The following is a 19,996-nucleotide window of genomic DNA, read 5'->3' as shown; positions in this document are numbered from 1 at the left end:
GCGAGTCCCAGATGCGCTACGAGCAGGCGGCCGCGCTCGCGGACGACCCGGCCACCGCCGCCTCGATGCTGCGCCACGCCGCTTCCGCGGCCGGGTGCCAGATGCGGGGCGACGACATGCACCGCCTGCGCCGCGCGGCCGCCGACGCCGCCCTCCGGTCCGGTGACCGCGCCGGCGCCGCCCGCGACCTGGCGACCGCCGCCGCCGACGCCTACCGGTTCGCGAGCAAGTTCGTCCGGCCCCTGCCGCCGCAGGAGGCGGCCGCACTGATCACCGAGGCGCAGCAGCTCGCCGGGGACGACCCGGCCGCCCAGGCCGCCGTGGCGCTGGCCGACACCGGGCGGGCGCTCACCGATGCCCTCACCGCCGAGCACTCCCCCCACGACGCCGTGGCGCAGACCATCGAGCGTGCCGAACGGGCGGTCGAACTCGCGCACCGCACGGGCGACCCGCTGGCCGAGTCCGCCGCTCTCGACACTCTCGCCGGGGCCCACAGTTTGGCCGGTGACACGTTCACCGCCGCGGACATCACCCGGCGGCGGATGGCGCTGCTGGAGTCCACCACGAACACCCCGGCAGGCACCCACGAGCTGATCGACGCGCTCGGCGAGGCGGCCGAGGCCGAGCTCGGCGCAGGGGACCTGCGCGGCGCGCGGCGATGGGCGCGGCAGCTCGCCGATCATCCTCTGCTCGCCGAGGTCGGCCATCGTGCGACGAGCTGGCTACTGGTGACCGACGCGCTGGCGGGCAACGTCGATGAGGTGCTCACCCACAGCGTCCGGTTCCTGGATGCGTGGCAGCGGGCAGGCAACCCCGCCAAGTCGGTCCTGGGACCGGCGGTAGCCGGTGTGGCGATGATCCACAACCTGCGCGGCGACCACGACGCCCGGAGCGAATGGGACGCTGCACTGCACCGGCTCGGCACGCCACCAGCACAGACCCACGGATACGGCGCGGTGTTCGACGCACTCGCCATGCTCCACCGCGGGCAGATAACCGAAGCGCTCGAGCGGCTGGCGGCCGAGCCCGGTGAGGTGTGGAGATGGGTCACGTGGATCTGGCTGCACTGGTATGTGGCGCTGCGGGCCGAGGCGGCCGTACTCGCCGGGGTCCCCGATGCCGGTGACCGTTTGGCCGAGGCCAGGGCCATCGTCGCCGGAAACCCGGTCGCAGGCGCCATCGTGGAGCGAGCCGAAGCACTGCACGCCGGTGACCGCCAGCGGTTGCTCGCGACCGCAGCCGCGTTCGACGCCGCCGGTTGCCGCTACCAGTCCGCGCGGACCGAGGTGCTCGCCGGCGGCGATCATGCCGCCCGCAGCGCGGCCGCGCTCGCCGACCTCGGCTTGGCCCCGATGGCTCCTCTCGTTTCGTAGGCCGTTGCGGCGCAGGGCCGGTGGCTGCCCCCGGCAGAGAGGTAGCCTCTCTTGAAGGGAGGGAGGGCCCGATGCTGATCGACTTCGTTCCCGACGGGAATCTGTACCCCTTCGAGTCGCGGTGGTTCGACTCGTCCGTCGGCAGGGTTCACTACATCGACGAGGGGTCCGGGCCGCCGCTGCTGTTCTGTCACGGCGCTCCGACGTGGAGTTTCCTCTACCGTCACATCGTGAAGGACCTGCGCGACCGGTATCGGTGTATCGCCGTCGACTATCCCGGTTTCGGATTATCCGAACGTCCCGCTGATTTCGGCTACACGATCGGCGAGCACACCGCGGTTCTCGGCGAGCTGATCGATCACCTGCAGCTCGACGGGTTCGTTCTGATGGGACAGGATTGGGGCGGGCCCATCGGGCTGGGCGCGGTCACCGCGCGTGCGGAGCGGGTGAGAGGGATCGTGCTGGGCAACACCTCGTTCTGGCCCACCGCAGCGATGGCCAATCGGGTTTTCAGCATGATCATGAGCAGTACTCCGATGCAGCGGCGGATACTCGAGCGGAATTTTCTCGTCGAGCGCGTGCTGCTCGCCGAATTGGGGCGCAAGCTCACCGCGGCCGAGGCCGACCACTATCGCATGGTGCAGCCCAGCGCGGAAGCCCGGGCCGCACTCGCCGTGACGCCCAAAGAAATTCGTGCCGCAGGCCCGCTGCTGGACCGACTGGCCCGAGACGTGCCCGTCCTGCTCGGCGGCAAACCGACCCTGTTGGTCTGGGGTATGCGGGACATGGTGTTCCGCCCGAACGCCTGTATCCCGCGGATGCGCGCCACCTTCCGCGATCTCGACGTAGTCGAGCTGCCGCGCGCGCGGCACTTCATCCAGGAACACGCACCGGACGTGATCGCGGCCGCGATCACGCAGCGGTTCCCGTGAAGACGATCGATGAACGTCACATCGATCCGGTGCAGCTCGACTCGTCTTGCCTAGTCGTCCTGCTCGGACCGGCGACGGAACCACCGTCGGATACGCCCGCCGATACCGGTGACGCCCCGCGGTTGCGCGGCGGCGGTTCCGCCGGTTTCCGGGACCGCTGTCGCCTGGGCGAATCGCGCGTGCAGTTGTTCGCGAACCTGGTCGGGGGTATAGGCGCGGCGGCGGCGCTCGGCGCGCACCACCACGACACCGGTGGCAACCACACCGGCCGCACCCGCCAATCCCACTGCCTTCCACCACCTCATACCGCATAGGCTACGACCATGACGGGGACGGGCATCAGTCTCGACCGAGCGGTCGAGGTCACCAGAACGGGCGACATCTGGCTTTTCCGTGGGCATTCCACGGCCGACCGGGTGATCCGGATGACGACGAACAGCCCGGTGAACCATGTCGGGATGTCCGTCGTGATCGACGATCTGCCCGCGCTGATCTGGCACGCGGAACTGGGACGATCCCTGACCGACATGTGGTCGGGAACCGCCCACCGTGGCGCTCAGCTGCACAACTTGCGTGACGCCGTGCTCGTGTGGGCACACCGTTACGGTCAGCGGGCCTGGTTGCGCCAGTTGGAGCCTTCGGTCAGCCGTGAGATGCAAGACAGCGCGCTGCGCGCCATCGCCCGCCTCGACGGCACCCCGTTCCCGACCACCGCGGGCATGGCGGGACGCTGGCTGCGCGGCCGTGCCCGCCTCCCCCGCCGCGCGCCGAGTCGATCGGCTGCCCGGGAATTGGAGAACGCGTATTGCGCCGAAATCGTCGCCGCCACATATCAAGCGATGGGACTGCTGCCCTCGCACCGCAGCCCCGACTGGTACGACCCGGGCCGATTCTGGAGCGGAGACGGACTGCGCCTGTCCGGCGATTACGCATTGAGCGGCGAGATAGCCGTCCGCACGCCGGCGGCTATTTCAGCCACCGGCCACTGACCACGCGGCAACCGTTCCTACCTTGCACTTCGTGACAGCTCGAGGAGTTCGGGGCCGGAAGACGTGGTTCATCGCCGAACCCCGCTGGTTGCATAACCTAATGCTCCTAGGATATAAACTAGGCACCGTAGTTTCACGGAGGTGTGCATGATGGCTCGAGCAGGGTTGACGACGGAGCGGATCACGCGCGCCGCGGCCGATCTTGCCGACGAAGTCGGATTGGACAACGTCACGATGTCGGCGGTGGCCAAGCGGTTCGGCGTCCAGGACGCGAGCCTGTACTCGCATGTCAAGAATCTCCGGGATCTCCGCGCGCGAGTGGCCGCCCTGGCGGCTACGGAGAAGACCGATCTGATCGCCGCGGCGGTGGCCGGTCGCGCCGGACGCGACGCACTGGCTGCATACGCCCACGCCTGGCGGGACTACGCCCTGCGCTTCCCCGGCCGCTACGCCGCGACCCAGCTCCCGTTCGATCCCGAAGTGGCGCACACCACGACCGGCGCGCTGCGCGCCATCGAACTGACCTACGGCATGCTGCGCGCCTACGGTCTGGCCGAACCCGACAGCACCGACGCGGTCCGATTGCTGCGCAGCACCTTTCACGGATACAGCGTTCTGGAGGCGACCGGCGGCTTCGGGCACGCCCGCTCCACCGCCGACTCCTGGGAACGCATCATCGACGCCCTGCACGTCACCCTCGAGCAGTGGCCGACCGACGACAAGGAGAAACCATGAGATCGGGCACTCTGCAGGTCCCGGGAGCGACGCTGTACTACGAGGTGAGCGGCGCCGGACCGGTACTGCTGTTGCTGCCGGGCAGCGGAGGCGACGCGGCGGTCTTCGATCCCATTCTCGAGCCTCTCGCCCAGCACTTCACCGTGGTCACCATCGACCCGCGCGGCTATTCGCGCAGCGTGCTCGAGCCCGGCCCACCGGCCGATATCGAGGTCGAGGTGCAGAGCGAGGACGCTCACTTGCTCCTCGAGCACCTCACACCTGCGGGTGAAGACGCCTACGTCTTCGGCGGCAGCGGCGGCGCGGTGGTCGCGCTGGACCTGCTCGCCCGCCATCCCCAGCGGTTGCGGCTGGTGATCGCGCACGAGCCACCGTCTTTCGGCGTGCTGCCCGACGCCGCCGAGCACAAGGCGTTCGTCGACGAAGTGTACGAATTGTTCGAGACCGAGGGCCTCGCCGCCGCGGGCGCGCGTTTTCTCGAGGGGATCGGCGGAGGCGTGCGGATGCCCGATGCCGCCCAGCTCTCACCGCGGGCGGCGGCGATGATCGAACGTCTGCACGCCAACGCGACGCGCAACATGAGACACGAATTGCGCACGATCACCTCCCACATCCCGGACGTGGCGGCTTTGGAACCGGTCACCGACCGCCTCGTACTGGGGGCGGGCCGGGAAAGCAGGGGGAAACTCCCGTACCGTCCCGCCCAGACCCTCGCCGAGCAACTGAACATCCCGCTGACCGAGTTCCCCGGTGGCCACAGCGGATTCACCGACGCGCCTGATGAGTTCGTCCAACTGATGCTCGAGTTGCTGCTGGCCGCCCGCGTGAACTGATCACCGCGCGCCAACCGGGCGGCTCGCGAACCTCGATCGGGCCGATCCGGCATCCGTCGCTGCTGCATCCGCTTCAGGACTCCGCCATCTTCGGACTCCGGCGACGGGCTGCCCACTCCGTCGCCGAGGCGATGGATCACCATCGCCCGATGAGCGGCGCACGTGCGGGCGGCAGCGGATTCCGGTCGGCGGTCGGCCCCACTCGCCCCAGTTCGAGGGCCGATTCCATTTCAGGCAACTATGTTCACAGTGCCTTTCGCCCAGTGGAATCCGATGTGTCATTGCGTGGATGTACAGGTGTTTCCGGGCGCCATCTCGACGGCTCACCGTGGCAGGATCATCGATTTCAGGTCCGGCAGGTTGCCGATGCGCTGGGATACGGGCCGTTCCGGCGCATCGGTTTGCGGAGAGCCGGTTTCCCGCAGCCGAGTACGCACCTCGGCGGGCGTCTTGCGTCCGGCCGCGGCCGCGCTCATGCCTTGGAAGCTCGTGACCGCGCCGACCACGATCGGGGACGCGCTCGAGGTTCCGCTGAACACGTCGGTGTACCAGAGGTCCTCGTCGGGACCGCCTTGCAGATCGCCGTACCCGGTGGTGGTGACTTCCAGACCCCACCCTTGCACGTCGATTCGTTCGCCGTAGTTGGAGAACGACAAGCGGGAGCGGGGCGGGCCGTAGTCACGGCCGTGGAAGCCGGGCGGGGGTGCACCGGCTCCGACGATGATGGCCCCGGAGTCGGCCTCGCCACCGCGGAACGGATTGCGCCATGTGCTCGGGAACTCCGCGGGGCGGGTGTCGTAGAGCGCGGCGTCGAGGTCTTCGCCGCCGTTCCCGCCCGCCTCCACCACGACCACGCCCTTGCCGATCGCGTACCTGATCGCGGCGAAGTCGTCGGGCCACCACTCGATCGCGATGTAGCCGCGCTGGTCCGGCCGGTTGGCATAGGTGAAACGCGGTCCCGGCCGGTGCAGTTCGAGCAGCAGCACGTCGCCGGGGTTCAGCGTGTCCGCGGCCGAGCGGATCGCGGTCGCCGATCCGGTTCCGAAGATCGACACCGCGCGGATGTAGGCCTCGGGCACGATGCCGGTGATGCCGTAGGCATTCACGTCACCGCTGATCACACCGGCGACCGCGGTGCCGTGGTCGCGCCAGCCCTGCTCCGGTGAGGGGCTGCCTCCGATCACACCGCCCTGGTTGACCCGCAAATCCTCGTGGGTGAACCGCCACGCGCCCTCGACATCCACCACCCGCACGCCGGTCCCCCGGCCCCCGGGAACCGTCCAGGCCCACCGCGCGTCGATGCCCTGCGGCGCGGCGTCCAGATACCCCTGCCGCACGACGAAATCCGGCGTCACCGGCGGCGCCTCGGCAGCGGAGCGGCCCGTGATCGCTCGAACGCCCTGCGGTGCGATCGGCGGTTCGGCGGGCGGCTTCACATAAGCTGCCGCTACGTCCTCGGCGGCACGCAACCGCGCGGCCAACTCGTCGAGCTCGCCGGTGACACCGGTGACGTAGAAGTAGTTCAGATATTCCGCAGCGGTCTCCAGACGCGGGCTACCGGCGAGGCGGCGCTCCAAGCGGTTGGCCGGTCCGAAGATGCGCACCAGTTCGCCGCCGGGGGGCAGCAATTCCTCCAGACGTGCTTGCGCGCTGTGACTGTCGCGCAGAGCGATCGGCGTGATCGCGGTGTCGGCGCCGCGGGTGACCACGATCAGCTCGGCGGGTGACCGGAGCTCGGAATGCTGGGATGCCATGGCGCCCAGTCAACCTGGATACCGCACGCCTCGCCACCGGATGGGTGCCGGGGGTCAGCCGTCGAGGCGCATGGTCGCCACCATGCCCGGCATCGCGACAACGCCGCGCCGGCTACCGGCGGCGAACCATGCCTCCATCGTCCCGATCGCGAGCAGGCACGGCCCGGCCACCCAGCCCAGTGCGTCCGGTGAATCGAACGGCACCGCGGCCACCAGCACGCCGAGCACCAGCGTGACCAGACCGAACAGCTCTTGGCGTGCGCGTCCGGGCAGGTCGTCGACCCATACCGCCACGGTGGCGTGACAGATCCCGCGGATCGCCCACGCCAGTCCGATCCAGAACGACAGCAGCAGAGTCGAATTCCCACCCGCGAAGCACAGCATCGCCAGCAGGGCCGACAGCCCACCGCTGACCAGCACCAGCACTCGCAAGGCGGTGAGGAAGCGGGCGCCGATCGCGACCACCAGCTGTAGGACACCGTTGAGCAGCAGGTAGCCGCCGGACAGCAGTTCCGCTGTCGGCAGCGACTTGTGCGGCCACACCGCTAGGGCCACACCCACGATCATCGAGCAGGCACCGGCCACCAGTACCGTCTGCCGGGCTGCGCCGGCCAGTGGTTCCGCACGCCCTCCGATCTCGGTTTCGGGCATAGCTACATGATATGACCGAAGCGGCGGTTAGCGACTCGTTTGCCCCATCACGGCCGCATCGTCGCCCATGCCGGGGCACCGCCGCAGGTCGCCGTACCCGAATCACCGGATGAGCGAGAGGAATACGCCGGTGGCATTGGTACCGAGGCTCCATTAGTGCATTGACCAGACCGGTGATCCCCGCCTCGGCAGGCGCGCCCCTGGCCCCACCAAGAGGCGATGGACCGGGGCGACACGGTCATATACCGGGATGTCCGTTTGGGACGCACCATCCTGCGCCGAGCCGAATCTTCTTGCAGAGACGGTGTGCACTGGAGACGGCGCACTCCGGCGGCCTGCTGCCAGCTCGCCTCCAGCGCCCGCCGCCGCGGAGGAGTCAGTTCATCAGGCCTCGTGGGGCGGCACAGGTTCGGTCGCGGGCGGTTTGCGGCGCGTTTCGGCGAGGAGTTCGTCGAGTTGGGCTTCGGCGCGTTCGGCGCGGGCGAGGGTCTGCGCGCGGGCCTCGTCGAGCGCTTCCAGACGCTGGGCGGCTTCCGCGCGCACCTTGTCCAGTGCCGCGGCGGCTTCGGCGCGGGCGGCGGCGAGTTCGGCCGCCGCGGTGCGCCGGGTTTCGGCGAGCTCGGCGCGGGTGGCGTCGAGTTCGGTACGCACTCTGCGCCATTCGGCTCGCGCCTCGTCAGCGGCTTCGGCTCGCTCGGCGGCGGCTCGCTCGGCTCGTTCGGCCGTTCGTTCTGCGTCCGCCGCGCGCTGCACGGCGAGGTCGCGTTCGGAGTGCGCGGCAGCGACCAGCGCCGACGCTTCGCGCCGGGTGTTCTCGATATCGGTCTCCGCCCGGCGTTCGGCGCGCTGAACTTGTTCTGCGGCTTCTTGTTCGACGCGTTCGGCGTGCTCGGCGGACTCGCGGCGCACGCCGCGGATCTCGGCTTCCGCGGCGCTGCGGGCGGCGAACACGTCGTCGGCCGCCTGCTTGGTGACGCGTTCGACTTCGCGCAGCGCGTCCTCACGCGCCGCATTCGCCTCGGCGATCAGCGCTTCGGCGTGCTCGGCGGCGCTCGCCGCGTCGTCGGCGGCGGATTCGGCGAGTTCCCGAGCCTCCTGTGCCTCCCGCCGCGCCTGCTCGGCCGCCACGGCCGCGCCCTCCGCCTCGGCGATCCGCCGTGCCGCGTCCACCTGCACCGCCTGTACCTGCGCCTCGGCGATCGCCGGGTCGGCCAGCGTGGACAATTCCGCGACGGCCGCAGTCAGCGTGGTGTTCAACTGTTCGGCCAGTCCCCGGAACTGGGTGAGCAGCTCATCGGCTCGCAACCGCGCGACGGTCACCGGCCCCGGTTTCGTCACGGTGACGGTAGCGGCCGCGGCTTCGGATTCCTGTTGCTGCCGTTGCCGTTCCCGCCACGCGCGCCAGCGCGTGTGATCGGCCCGGTCGCAGTACTCCGAGGGACGACCAGGCCCTGCCGCGCTCGTGATGGGACGAGAACAACCCGGGTAGTTGCACACCTTCGACACCGCAGAATCGTAGCCCCGGTGGCCTCGCAACCCGACCCGCCGCCTGACGCCCCGGCACTTCGACTTACCTCCAGACGCTAGGGCCGAAGTTGTCCTAGGTAGGTCATAGTGTGATTCTCATGAGCACAGAGATCACCCCCTTCCGGATCGACGTCCCCCAAGAGCAGCTCGACGACTTGAATCGGCGGCTGGACGCCACCCGCTGGACCGACGCGGATCCCGAGGCGGGGTGGGCGCAGGGCATCCCGCTCGACTACACCAGGGAACTGGCCGGCTATTGGCGCACCACCTACGATTGGCGCGCCCAGGAGGCCCGGCTCAACTCCTTCCCGCAGTTCCGCACCGAGATCGACGGCCACGACGTGCACTTCATTCACGTCCGCTCGCCCGAACCCGACGCCCTGCCGCTGGTGCTCACACACGGATGGCCCGGATCGATCGTGGAATTCCTCGAGGTGATCGGGCCGCTGACCGACCCGGTAGCGCACGGCGGCAACGCGCAGGACGCGTTCCACGTCGTCGTGCCGACCATCCCCGGGTACGGGTTCTCCGGCCCCGCCGTCGGCTGGTCGACCGCGCGCGCCGCGCGGGCATGGGCGGAACTGATGCGCCGCCTCGGCTACGACCGCTACGCCGCACACGGCGAAGACACCGGTGCCGCGATCTCCCGGCAGCTGGCGGTGATCGACGCCGAGCACCTGGTCGCGGTGCACCTGACGATGATCGCCTCCGCCACGGTCACCGCCGAGACCGCCGACCCCGACAACCCTGCCGAACAGCGTGCCGTCGAACTGGCTCGCCGCGCCCAGTACGAACTCGGCGCCTACGCGATGCTGCAGGCCAGTCGCCCTCAAACGCTGTCCTACGCGCTCGCCGATTCACCGGTGGGGCAATTGGCCTGGATCGTCGAACGATTCAAGGACTGGACCGATTCCACCGACGCCCCCGAGGACGCCGTCGACCGTGACGCGATGCTGACCAACGTCATGATCTACTGGCTCAACGCCACCGCGGGCTCGTCGGCGCGCTACTACTACGAAGGCGCCGCCACCTGGGGAATGCCCGAACCCGAGACCGATGTGCCGGTCGCCGTGGCAGTCATGCCGCACGACCTGGGCATCCCGGTCCGCCGCATCGCCGAACAAAACCACAACATCGTGCGCTGGACCGAATTCGAGCGCGGCGGGCACTTCGCCGCCATGGAAGAACCCGACCTCATCGTCGACGACTTGCGCGCGACGTTCCGCGCATACCGCAAATAGGACACCGGCTCTCCGCGATCGGCGGCAGCGCCTGTCTCGGTCGTGGGCGAAATCCTCGACAGATGCTGTCCGGTCGGCCCGATCACTATGGGTAGTCACCGACCACCTCCGCTCCGACGCTCCGACGCAGGTCCAGGGCGTCGAACCGGTGTGTGTGCCAAATGCGGCGCGAGCGTTCCTCGGGGTAGGGCTGGGTGGTCGGCTCGGCGCTGTAGACACGAGTGGATCGCGTTTCCGGATCGTAGGATGCCCAGCCGGGGTTTCCGGTGGTCGCGAAACGCACCCAGTCGCTGCGCATTTGGTTGGAGACCTCCAGGATCTCGTTCGCGGCGTTCAGGTGGGCCGAGGGGTGACCACGCACCTCGTCGGCGCTGAGCGTGCCGAACACCAGCAGCATGTCGAGGCTGTGCGAGGCACCCTGATCCCGGCGGAAGCTCCAACACAGTTCATAGAGCCATGCGGGTCCTTGTCCAGCGTATTGAGCGTCGGCGAGATGCAGGCTCGGCATGCGAAGCAACCAGTCGGAGTTGACGAGTTCATACAGCTGTGCGGCGGAGGCGTCCGGGTAGGCGGCGCGGTATCCGCCGCTGCTGTCCAAGGCGGGTGCGAGAAGTTCGAGCACAGCGTTCGCCTGCTCATCGGTCATCTCTCTATCGCGCCAGGCGTTGAACAGCGAGTACTCGTCACGGGCGTGCCCGATGAGCAGGTCGATATCCCGCGCGGCACCGTTGGCGAGCGCAGCCCATGGCGCAACAGGAAGTACGCCTCCATCGACAACCGGTGAGAACGGCGTAGGCGTCAGCGCTGTGGGTCCCCATGATTCGACGAATTCCGGCATCTTCCGAAGCACCGCGTCGGTCGCCTCGGTCAGCGCACGCGGCGGTATATCGGCGAGCTCATCGACGGTGGCGCGGACACCGAGTTCCGCCGCGATCTTTGCGGAGATCGCTGCGGCGAGCTGTGGGGAGAAGTACGTGCCCGGCAGGCTTTGCGATATCGCACGATGAAACAGCCCAGCTGCCATGGGCATCGTGAGCAGTGCCGCGATGGAACCCGCTCCAGCGGATTGGCCGAACACGGTGACGTTGTCGGGATCGCCGCCGAATGCGGCGATATTGTCCTGCACCCACCGCATGGCTGCGACCTGGTCGAGGATGCCCCGATTGTCCGGGGCTCCGGCGATGTGGGCGAAACCTTCCACGCCCACTCGGTAGTTCATGCTGACCATCACCACACCGCACGCGGCGAGGGTCGCACCGTCCTGATGCGGATTGCCGGCGGTGCCTTCGAGGTATCGGCCCCCGTGAATCCACACCATCACCGGCAGCCGGGCGGCACCAAGCTCGGGTGACCAGACATTGAGCGTCAAACAGTCCGCGGAACCATCATCGGGACAGCCGGAAACCGATGACATCACCGAACCTTGATGTCTTGCCTGAGGAACCGCTGGACCGAACTCCAGCGCGTCGCGGACACCATCCCACTGCTGCACCGGAACGGGCTCCCCGAACCGACGCGAGCCGAAAGGCGGCTCGGCGTAGGGGATCCCCCGGAAGACCGCGACTGCGTTCTCCCACCTGCCACGCACGACTCCCGCAGCCGTTCGGATCTCTGGTTCCAAACTCCCCCAACCTTCGACGCGCAGACCAGAACCCCCACCAGACACACCGACCACCCCGTCCATGTCGTTCGCCGACGCCAGATCGTCGGTGATGATGCCACGTTGGCCAGGAGTATCGAGACATTGGCCAGATATGCATCTGTGTCGGCCAGCTTTACCGAGACGTGGCCAGGTCATTGAGACAGGACATCACTTGTCCTGACTCAATGAATCTGGCCAAGTCGCCGCCTCTGACCTTGGGATTGGCCAGATGCATTGAGTCGCGAGAAGCTTCGTCGGCTCAATGAATCTGGCCAATGGGGAAACATTGGTTGGAGTGTCGGAAGCTGTGGCCGCTATTGTTTGGTGGCCGTCAGCACTTCCAGGGTGACGGGTTCGGTGAACTGTCCGGCCGGGTCGATCGCGAGCAATGTGTCGGTGACTTCTTGTTCGAAGGCTGAGCGCCTGTCGCCGAGCAGTCGGCGAAGCGGCATCGAGGTCGAGTAGAGGTAGCCGATGGCCTGCTCGATCGTCCAGGTCCGGGTGAATTGGTAGGCCCGCTGCTGCACCTGCCGGAACGCAGAGCGCGCCAGTATCTCCTGGTGCGACTCGCGGCCGTCGGGCAGGTCCGGGACGCTGGCCTGCCAGTCGGGCGGCAGGAACCGCTGCTGAACGTCCTCGATGGCTTGCTGCCATGTCGTCGCCGACCGGACGAGGCAACTATCGTTGGCGATCACGAGGCCGCCGTGATCGTCGACCATGCCGTCCAGAGCGGTCAGGATGTGCTCGCGGTCCATCCAGTGGAATGAGCGGCCCATGGTCACCAGATCGAAGCGTCCGAGCTCGCAGGGCAGGTCCGCCGAACTGCCTTGTGCCCAAGTGACGTTGGTGATGTGGGCCGCCTGTGCTTGTCCGGCCGCTTCGGTCAGCATCTCGGGTTCGGGGTCGACGCCGATGGCTGCGGCGACGTGGGCTGCGAGCCGCAGTGTCAGCTGGCCGGTTCCGCAGCCCAAATCGAGCAATCGTCCGGTGCCGTCGAGGTAGAACTGAGCAACGAGGTCGGTGAAGAACACATCCGGATAGCCGGGCCGGTAGCGCGCATAGTGCCAGGCAGTTCCTGCGAAAGGGGTGCGGCTGGATTCGTCGAGCGAATGGGTCACGGTATCTCCTGCTATTCAGCCGAGGTGCCATACTCTCATGCGGCGCAACAGATCTGACCAATTGTCACCGTCTGTACGATGCTCGGCGGTGAGGTCTTCGACCCACTCGTGCAGCGTGTCGTTGCGCATGGGTCGATAGCGGCGGTCTCGCCGTGTGCGCCATCCGGCTTCGGCGTAGAACCGGTGGCGGGTGTCGGGGTCGGCTGCGAGTTGGCGCCAGTAGGGTGAGACGAGCAACACGGTGAGCGAGACGACGTCGGGGTAGGTGGCGGCGAGGAACGCCGGGTCGTCGCCGAATATCCGTGTCCGGCCGGGGCAGAAGATGCCGAGGGCCGTGTCGACGGTTTTCGTCAGCTGCCGGACATACTGCCAGCTGTCGCGCGCGGTCGTGTATGCGTGCTCGGTCGGTATCGGTCCGAAGCGGCGGGCAAGGCGGCGGTGGCGTGCCTGGGCGGTGAGGATCGCCGGGACGGGGCTGATGTCGAGGAATGTGCCCTGATAGGTGGGTTCGCGGATCCAGAGCCGATGCCGACGGCAAACGTGGGCGTGGTGGGGAAAGTATCGGGTGACGGTGCCGCCGCGATGGCGGCGGGTGCAGGCGGGGCAGGCATCTCTGCTCGGCAGGCTGAACAGGTCCCGATTCAGGAACCGGTTGCCGAGATCGGGCAGTGCGCGAGCCAGCTGGGCTGATGAGTAACCGGTGATCGTGGCGAGACGGCGAAGGTTGTGGGGTGGCAGATCGCCGACGCCCGAGGTCGCGCTCAGTCCCAGATGGAGCTTGAGTTCGCCGAGCGTGACGTGGTTGACGTTGGCCAAGCGGCGCAGGTAGGACTCGGTGGTCTCGTTCAATGCCGGTGGGGCCGGAATCGGCAGTCTGCGTGCCTGCCCAGGGGAAGGTCTCACGCAACGCCTCTCCGTCCGCGAGAACGCTTGCCATGCGCCTTCTCCGGGTGGTCCTGGGCGGCTCGGTCGAGCAACTGGGCATCGAGGTGGGCTTTGGTGATCTTCTCGGTGCCGTCGAGGATGGCGTCGATGGCCGCGCCGCGAACGAGCGCCGAGAGACTGCCGAGCATGCCGCCGGTGCGCTGGTAGAGGTATTGGCCGTGGCGGGCCAGCGTTCCGGGTTTGTGATGGTGCAGACGCAGTGCCTGTTCCATGGTGACGACCAGCGCCCGCCAGTGCTCGCGCTGCCCGGTGCTGCCGTAGGCGAAGGGGTGGGAGGAGATGGTGGCGAACCGGCTGGCGATCTGGCGGCCGCGGATGCCGGAGAAAAGGCCCGCGTGCTCGACGTCGATGCCGGCGTATACGAATGTGGCCGGGATCCGTTCGGAGAAGTATTTCAGCTGGTCGGAGACCTCGGCACCGGCGCGGGTGGCCAGGGAGATGTTGTGAATTTCATCGACCAGGACCAGGTCGCAGCCGACGTCGCAGAGCACGGCGCAAACCGAGTTGGTGATGTCGGTGATGTTGGCGCGGTGGGTGACCGGCAGGCCGAGGAACCGGGCGAATTCGACCGCGACCATGCGTGCTGTGGCCGCGGGCGGCAGGGTGATGTAAACGACCGGGATCTGAGGTCCGGCAATCGGATTGCGCAGGCGGACGCTCAGTTCGTGGGCGCGGCCGAGCTGGGTGATGGCGGTGGTCTTGCCGGTGCCGGCGCCGCCGGTGACGATCAGACCGCGGCGGGCGGAGATCTGGCGGCGGTTGAGGATCAGCAGTCGCCGGACGGCTTTGGTGACTTCCTGGATGGTCGGGGTGTTCACCACGATCAGATCACTGTGATAGTCCAGGCGGGCGTCGTCGTACTCGGCCCGCTCCGGCGGGCTCAGTTCGTGCCAGTCCAGCAGCAGCTCCGGGGCGGTGCGCCCGCGTCCGACCCAGCTCGACCAGCCTTCCTTCGTAGTGAGCGGGTTATCGGGTGGCGGATCGAACTCGCCGGTGCCGGTCATGGCCATCTCTGCGCTTCCGCCTCGGCGTCGAACACACCGAACGGGATCACGGTGCCCATCTCGGTCGCGTCGACACCGGCATCGTCGAAGTCGTCCTCGGAGTCCAACTCCCGCAGGTCGACCGGCTCGAGTGGCGGTCGCTGCGATCCTGCGGCGCGGGTGCGGGCAGCGACCTTGCGATCGGCCTTCGTCGCTGCCACCGGTTCGGTGTCCGGGCCCGTCCCGGCCCGTTCCAGCAGGTCGGCCAATGCTCGGGCGGTGGCAGTTTCGGCTGGCTCGTCGGTCGGCAAGGTAAGCGCAAGCTGGCGAGCGTGGCGCCAGGTGAAGTCGGCGAACGGTGCCGACACCATCGGCAGATGCGTCCAGGCCGCGCGGATCCAGCCGCCGTCGCGGTGGTTGCGGATGAACACCTGTGTCAGGTCGTAGGGGTCGTAGCGGACCTCCCAGGCGTCGTTCTGAGCAGCGACGCCGGACGGTTGGCGCCTATAGGGGTTCAGGGCGCGGTCGTCGTAAGTGCGGCGGTCGATGCGGACGCCGTAATCGTTGATCGTGCGCCATTTCACCGGCAGCAGCTCCAGATAGTCCTCTCCGGTCAGGATCAGCGGCAAGTAGCCCGCTGCGCTGACCAGCACCGAATACATTTCGTTCGGTGAGACCGCCCTGCTCGTGTCAGGGCTGAGCAGGCCCTCGTGCGCGCGGCGCTGCCAGTGCAACACCCATTCGTCGAACAGCTCCTGCAACTGCGCCAAAGACCACACCGCCTCGGCCTCGACTACTGCGCCGCGGTGGGTGACATCGCGGCCGACGTGGCCGGAAACGTATTGGCAGAACAAGGTATTGATCGACTGGAAGGTCCGCTCGATCACGCTGTTGTCCGTCGGGGTCCGTGGATGCGAAGGCAGCACCGAGATGCCCAGCCGCTCACACGACCGCACGAATGTCTCCGACAGGAACACCTTGCCGCGGTCGCAGCCGATAGCCTCCGGAACGATCACCGGCTTGGCCGTAGCCTGCTCCATCCGGGCGTCGATGTCGGCCAGGCTGCGGTGCGGCAGCCGGGACGCTGCCATCCGTAGCGTCTCCGGCCAGCCCGGGCGCATCGGTTCAGGCACGAGCATCCGTGCCAGCAGCAGTGATGCATCCACCGCCTTCGTCCCGACCGGGCGCAACAGTCCGGCGGCGATTGTGCGGGTGGCGATATCGACCGCGGCGGTCAGCTCGACACGACGGGCGATCCCGTCGTCGAACACCGCCAACACATCCAGCGGAGTCGTGTCGATCTGGACGTGCTGGCCCGGCCGCGACGCCCAGGTGACGGTGAACGGCCCGGCCGGGCGGTTGGCCGCCGACCGGCGGGTCTTCGCCGATCCGAACGTGTGCCGGCCCTCCGACAACGCCGCAACCAGCCGGTTGAACGTCGCCTTCGACGGCAGTTTCACCGCGTCCTCGCCGTAGCGGTCGGCCAGGATCACCTCGACCCGCTGGCGCAGCCGATCCCGGGTGCCGGTCGACCGCCTCGTCTCCGCGGCCAGAGCCTCTCGGATCGCATCCACCACACGGTCATCGGTGCGGCCGAACTCCGACGGCGGCCGCGTGCTGCGGCCGTCCGCCAGTGCCCGGACACCGCCGGACCGGTAACGCGCCCGCATCCGCCGGATCGTGCGAACACTGGCCGGAATTCCGGCAGCGGTCAACTCCGCAGCCTTCGCGGCCTGCCGCTCGGCCAACGGCCGCGCGGGATCGTATTGCGGGCGTGGCCGCGTATCCGCGTCACTGCCGGGCGGGCGCCCGGTCTCCAACTCGATCAAGTGGTATTCCCACTGTCGCGCCAGTTCTGCCTGCTTAGCATCGAGATCTTCCAGGCTCTGACCGGCCAGACCGCCGGGGCGCTGCGGATCCTGGCTGCTGCCGCTGAGCACGGCGAACCCTGGCGAGGAGACCAGGTGCATGAGTGACACCGCCATCGGGGTGCCGTCAGCGCCGACCAGCCGCAATGTCGTTCCCGATATCGCGACCACCTCGTACTCGGCGTTGTCGAACAGCACCCGATCCCCGACCTCGATCACCTTCGTCATCGGCCCGCTCCCGTCACGATCGACCAACCCTCCAGGCGAACAGCCAGATCCGCCGTCAACTTCTTCGACCACAGCAGGTGATAGAGCACTGGCAGCACTGCGATCGGATCACCCACCGACCGGGCACCCTCGATCAACGGCCGCGGCTCAGCAAACGCCTCCATCAGCGCCGCCGCCACCGGCTCGACCAGATATCGGTGGTGCCGGTACCCCGCCAGCCACCGCACATTCGCCAACCACACCGGGTCGTGCCCGCTCACCAGCCGATACGACCAGCCCACCTCGGTGCAGGCTCGTGCGGTCGCCGCGAACGCCGCCTCGTCCCGCGGCTTGATGCGCTCCGCGGGCCGGCAGTCGATCACCACCCCACCGCCATCGCGTCGACGGGCGAAGAAGTCCGGCGCATGCGACCGCTGTTGCAGCCCGTCTAACCAGAACAGCCAAAACGGTTGTGCCGCATACCCGGAAACCTCCGGGTCGAAGTCCAGCGCCATCGCCTCGTCCCGTTCCAGCCACGACTCGCACTCCACATGCGCACCGACCGTCGCCGAGTAGTAGAAACCAGGATTGTTCCGCTGCCCCTGATACGACGGGATCGACCTGATCGGTGCCACACACTCGAAGGCCACCCCCGCGGCCACTGCCAGCGAACGACGCACCTCGCCGTACTCCGGATCCACGAACCCGACCTCGAACCCCCGAACCCTCGCTACCGCCGCACCACTCGTCACCAAGCGCAGCCCCGAACCCCCACTGGTCACCCACCACCGCCCCGTCCACATCGATTCGTGTGCAAGATCGGGGCGATCATGCCACATTGGCCAGGTTCATTGAGTCAATGGCCAGATAGACCGCCACTGTGGCCAGATACATTGATCCGTGGCCAGGTCCACTGAGTCAGGACATCACTGGCGCGATGGCTCTGTAAGCGCGCTAAGTCTGACCGCCGATAAGTGAACCTTATCGGCGGTCAGATCGCCTGCGCCAATCCGATCATCATGAACTAAATACGTTTCGTAGCGTTGGTAGTGACCAAACGAAATATCAACGGAACGGATCAAAAACTGTGCACCCCCGAATGGATGTGGATTGCGTCGGATGAGGATCGACCCGGCCGACGAGAGGCTCGGCAAACGGATAAGGCTCGGCATGGGGCCGCATCGGCCGGGGACGGAAGCGATGCGGTCCCCCGCCGCCCGGCATCGGAGGTGTGGTCGCGGCGAATCTGCGCAAGGACGGCGGTGAGGGGTTGCCGGACAGCCGCCCGAGATCCGGCGCCGAAGAAGGTTCCGGCGCTCCGTCGCGCCGAACCGAACCCGGGCGAGAACATTCGTACGGAATCCGGCGCCGAGGAGTTATCGCGGTTCGCAGCCTCACGAAGTACGCGCGGGTGTCCGATGACGGTCTCCTGCGCTACCAGGCAGAAACAGATCCCGCCGCGCGTCGTCATGGCCGATGGGCGGGCGAATAATCTGTGGACGGGGAGAAACGTGGATGAGTATTGAGACATCTATCCCGTTGCACGGCGCGGCATTCTCATGCCCTGCGCTAATGGAGTTGGCCCGCTGCCGACGCTGTGACCTGCGGTGGTACGTCCTCGATGGCAGAACGAGTGTGTGACTTCACCGGCGCGGGGTGGTCGGTTCGACTTTCCGTTGCGCGAAGCGGAATTTTATGTCTTCTCCGGCAGGCCAATAGCGTCGGATTTCATGAATTGGAATTTTCAGTCGGCGGAGGAACTCGCGGCTGCGTTGCATGCTGGGGAAGTGACATCGGTGGAACTGACCGATGAGGCGATCGCGGGTATCGAGCGGGACGACACGGCGATCAACGCGATCTGCGTACCGGATTTCGACCGTGCGCGGGCCGCCGCGCGCCGTGCCGATGAGGCGCGCGCCCGCGGTGAGGATCGGCCGTTGCTCGGTATTCCGGTGACGGTCAAGGAGTGCTACAACATGGCCGGACTGCCCACGACCTGGGGCATGCCGCAATACGCGAACCATGTGCCGGCCGAGGACGCGGTACAGGTGTCGCGGTTGAAGGCAGCCGGCGCGGTGCTGCTCGGTAAGACCAATGTGCCGTTGATGCTGCGGGATCTCCAGAGCTTCAACGAGATCTACGGCACCACCAACAATCCGTGGGATCACGGCCGCTCGTCGGGTGGGTCGTCGGGCGGTTCGGCGGCGGCCTTGGCGGCCGGGTTCGGTGCGCTGTCCATCGGCTCCGACCTCGCCGGTTCGTTGCGCACCCCCGCGCATTTCTGCGGTGTCTATGGACACAAGCCGACACTCGGGCTGGTGCCGACCCGCGGCATGGTCGCGCCGCCCGCGCCGGCTTTGCCGATCGACCTCGATCTCGCCGTGGTCGGCCCGATGGCGCGCACCGCCCGCGACCTCGCGCTGCTGCTGGACGTGATGGCCGGGCCGGACCCGCTGACCCACGGCGTCGCCTACGACGTCACGCTGCCGCCCGCGCGTCACGAGCGGCTGTCGGACTTCCGTGTCCTGATCATCGAGGACCATCCGCTCATTCCGACGGGATCGGCGGTGCGGGCGGGCGTGAACCGGGTCGCCGAGGCGCTCGCCGACGAGGGCGCCCGCGTCGAACGGCGCAGTCCGCTGCTGCCCGATCCGATCGAAGCGGCGACGCTCTACATGCTGTTGATGTTGTCGAACGCCGCCACGAGCCTTTCGGTCGACGTGTACGAGCAGCTGCGGACCCGCGCTGCCGCTCTGAGCGCGCACGACCGGAGTCTCGATGCGGCGCGGTTGCGCGGGATGGTGCTCAGCCACCGCGGCTGGGTCGAGGCGAACAACCGTCGCGAACTCCACCGCCAGGGCTGGCGGCAGCTCTTCGCCGAGTTCGATGCCGTGGTGTGCCCCATCACGCCCACTCCCGCTTTCCCGCACGACCACAACGGCGATCTGGAGGACCGGCACATCGACATCGACGGCGTCGAGTACCCGTACTTCGACCAGCTCGTCTGGGCCGGTGTGGCCACCATGCCCGGCCTGCCTGCCACCGCCGTACCCGCGGGCCGGTCCCCCGAGGGGCTGCCGGTGGGAGTGCAGCTCATCGGTCCGATGTTCGAGGATCGCACCCCGCTGCGGCTGGCCGAACTGCTCGAGCAGAAGATCGGCGGCTTCCAGGCACCAGAATAGGGCGCACCACCGGGGC

16 protein-coding genes and 1 pseudogene are annotated in these 19,996 nt (G+C 67.9%); 7 read left to right on the top strand and 10 right to left on the bottom strand.

Features of this window, described 5'->3' with window-relative positions; all coding sequences use genetic code 11:
- Both ON29_RS30110 and ON29_RS30105 read left to right on the top strand, forming a co-directional pair.
- Nucleotides 1-1,373: pseudogene (locus ON29_RS30110) on the top strand (ATPase); the annotation flags it as partial.
- 71 nt (nucleotides 1,374-1,444) lie between these two features.
- A complete protein-coding gene (locus ON29_RS30105) occupies nucleotides 1,445-2,305 on the top strand; it encodes a haloalkane dehalogenase (protein WP_040871515.1) in 861 nt (286 codons plus the stop codon).
- A gap of 50 nt (nucleotides 2,306-2,355) precedes the next feature.
- Here ON29_RS30105 and ON29_RS30100 read toward each other — a convergent pair whose 3' ends face one another.
- A complete protein-coding gene (locus tag ON29_RS30100) occupies nucleotides 2,356-2,610 on the bottom strand; it encodes a hypothetical protein (RefSeq protein ID WP_040871514.1) in 255 nt (84 codons plus the stop codon).
- 18 nt (nucleotides 2,611-2,628) lie between these two features.
- Between ON29_RS30100 and ON29_RS30095 the strand changes: the two genes are divergently transcribed.
- The 3 genes from ON29_RS30095 (at nucleotide 2,629) to ON29_RS30085 (ending at nucleotide 4,862) form a co-directional block, all read left to right on the top strand.
- On the top strand, nucleotides 2,629-3,294 hold the full coding sequence (locus ON29_RS30095) for a hypothetical protein (RefSeq protein ID WP_040871513.1): 666 nt from the start codon (nucleotides 2,629-2,631) through the stop codon (nucleotides 3,292-3,294).
- A 147-nt stretch (nucleotides 3,295-3,441) separates the two neighbouring features.
- Nucleotides 3,442-4,029 carry a TetR/AcrR family transcriptional regulator gene (locus ON29_RS30090; protein ID WP_306307229.1) on the top strand — a complete coding sequence of 196 codons (588 nt, stop codon included), beginning with the start codon at nucleotides 3,442-3,444 and terminating at the stop codon, nucleotides 4,027-4,029.
- Nucleotides 4,026-4,862 (top strand): alpha/beta fold hydrolase, encoded by an 837-nt coding sequence (locus tag ON29_RS30085; RefSeq protein ID WP_040871512.1) that lies wholly within the window; start codon nucleotides 4,026-4,028, stop codon nucleotides 4,860-4,862. Before ON29_RS30090 ends, ON29_RS30085 begins: the two co-directional genes overlap by 4 nt.
- A 323-nt stretch (nucleotides 4,863-5,185) precedes the next feature.
- Here the strand turns inward: ON29_RS30085 and ON29_RS30080 are convergent, their stop codons facing one another.
- From ON29_RS30080 to ON29_RS30070, 3 genes are all read right to left on the bottom strand, one after another.
- A complete protein-coding gene (locus tag ON29_RS30080) occupies nucleotides 5,186-6,616 on the bottom strand; it encodes a S8 family peptidase (RefSeq protein ID WP_051175756.1) in 1,431 nt (476 codons plus the stop codon).
- 54 nt (nucleotides 6,617-6,670) lie between these two features.
- Nucleotides 6,671-7,267 carry a DUF308 domain-containing protein gene (locus ON29_RS30075; RefSeq protein ID WP_040871511.1) on the bottom strand — a complete coding sequence of 199 codons (597 nt, stop codon included), beginning with the start codon at nucleotides 7,265-7,267 and terminating at the stop codon, nucleotides 6,671-6,673.
- A 384-nt stretch (nucleotides 7,268-7,651) separates the two neighbouring features.
- Nucleotides 7,652-8,605 carry a coiled-coil domain-containing protein gene (locus tag ON29_RS30070; RefSeq protein ID WP_040871510.1) on the bottom strand — a complete coding sequence of 318 codons (954 nt, stop codon included), beginning with the start codon at nucleotides 8,603-8,605 and terminating at the stop codon, nucleotides 7,652-7,654.
- Between the two features lie 287 nt (nucleotides 8,606-8,892).
- Between ON29_RS30070 and ON29_RS30065 the strand changes: the two genes are divergently transcribed.
- A complete protein-coding gene (locus tag ON29_RS30065; protein WP_040871508.1) occupies nucleotides 8,893-10,035 on the top strand; it encodes an epoxide hydrolase family protein in 1,143 nt (380 codons plus the stop codon).
- Nucleotides 10,036-10,120: 85 nt separating this feature from the next.
- Here the strand turns inward: ON29_RS30065 and ON29_RS30060 are convergent, their stop codons facing one another.
- The 6 genes from ON29_RS30060 to ON29_RS30035 form a co-directional block, all read right to left on the bottom strand.
- Nucleotides 10,121-11,719, bottom strand: a complete 1,599-nt coding sequence (locus ON29_RS30060; protein ID WP_083864159.1) for a carboxylesterase/lipase family protein — start codon at nucleotides 11,717-11,719, stop codon at nucleotides 10,121-10,123.
- Between the two features lie 272 nt (nucleotides 11,720-11,991).
- Nucleotides 11,992-12,795 (bottom strand): class I SAM-dependent methyltransferase, encoded by an 804-nt coding sequence (locus ON29_RS30055; RefSeq protein ID WP_040871506.1) that lies wholly within the window; start codon nucleotides 12,793-12,795, stop codon nucleotides 11,992-11,994.
- A 15-nt stretch (nucleotides 12,796-12,810) separates the two neighbouring features.
- Nucleotides 12,811-13,698 carry a TniQ family protein gene (locus ON29_RS30050; RefSeq protein ID WP_083864158.1) on the bottom strand — a complete coding sequence of 296 codons (888 nt, stop codon included), beginning with the start codon at nucleotides 13,696-13,698 and terminating at the stop codon, nucleotides 12,811-12,813.
- The gene (locus ON29_RS30045) at nucleotides 13,695-14,750 is read right to left on the bottom strand and encodes a TniB family NTP-binding protein (protein WP_217999348.1); all 1,056 of its coding nucleotides are present in this window, start codon (nucleotides 14,748-14,750) and stop codon (nucleotides 13,695-13,697) included. Before ON29_RS30045 ends, ON29_RS30050 begins: the two co-directional genes overlap by 4 nt.
- Nucleotides 14,741-16,819, bottom strand: coding sequence for a Mu transposase C-terminal domain-containing protein (locus tag ON29_RS30040; RefSeq protein WP_040871504.1), 2,079 nt, complete (start codon nucleotides 16,817-16,819; stop codon nucleotides 14,741-14,743). Before ON29_RS30040 ends, ON29_RS30045 begins: the two co-directional genes overlap by 10 nt.
- Nucleotides 16,816-17,580 (bottom strand): TnsA-like heteromeric transposase endonuclease subunit, encoded by a 765-nt coding sequence (locus tag ON29_RS30035; RefSeq protein WP_245549250.1) that lies wholly within the window; start codon nucleotides 17,578-17,580, stop codon nucleotides 16,816-16,818. The genes ON29_RS30040 and ON29_RS30035 overlap by 4 nt, the downstream gene beginning before the upstream one ends.
- Nucleotides 17,581-18,435: 855 nt before the next feature.
- Between ON29_RS30035 and ON29_RS30030 the strand changes: the two genes are divergently transcribed.
- Nucleotides 18,436-19,980, top strand: a complete 1,545-nt coding sequence (locus ON29_RS30030) for an amidase (RefSeq protein ID WP_245549248.1) — start codon at nucleotides 18,436-18,438, stop codon at nucleotides 19,978-19,980.
- Nucleotides 19,981-19,996: the final 16 nt, after the last annotated feature.

It is taken from the genome of Nocardia exalbida NBRC 100660, assembly GCF_000308575.1.
In the GTDB taxonomy this organism is placed as follows: domain Bacteria; phylum Actinomycetota; class Actinomycetes; order Mycobacteriales; family Mycobacteriaceae; genus Nocardia; species Nocardia exalbida.
This window is presented reverse-complemented; position numbering and strand designations above follow the sequence as displayed.